The sequence below is a fragment of the Streptomyces sp. SID12501 genome, from assembly GCF_010550245.1.
Classification (GTDB): Bacteria; Actinomycetota; Actinomycetes; order Streptomycetales; family Streptomycetaceae; genus Streptomyces.
Genome location: NZ_JAAGLU010000642.1, coordinates 1 through 443 on the forward strand (window position 1 = coordinate 1; position 443 = coordinate 443).

Genomic DNA, 443 nt, shown 5'->3' on the forward strand with positions numbered 1-443 from the left:
GTAGGCCGCGGCGCGGTCGAAGTCGAGGCGCGGGTTGGCCTCGAAGAAGTGGAAGTGGGAGGTCACGCTGATCGGCACGGCGGCGGTGTTGCGCACGTGCAGGTGGATCGTGGGTTCCGGCTGGGGGGCGCCGGGGCCGGGCACGATCGCGCCGGGGGCGTCGTCGCCGAGGGGGACGGCGCCGCGGATGGGGCGCGAGACCACCGCGAGGCGGGAGCCGTCGTCGAAGACGGCTTCCACGTGGACCTCGTGGACAACGTCGGCGACGCCGGGCAGCACGTCGTCGGGGCCCAGCACGCTGCGGGCCTCCTCGATGGCCTCCGCCAGCCGCCTGCCGTCGCGGGCGGCCTCGCAGACCGTGTCCGCGATGAGCGCCGTGGCCTCGGGGACGTTGAGGCGCAGGCCCCGGGCTCGTCGCGCCCTGGCCAGTTCCGCGGCACTGC

At 75.8% G+C, this 443-nt stretch carries 1 protein-coding gene; it reads right to left on the bottom strand.

The features are described 5' to 3' along the window. Positions 1-443 (bottom strand): urease subunit gamma (gene ureA / locus G3I71_RS47690; protein WP_164325203.1); only part of this gene is annotated, 443 nt, incomplete at both ends.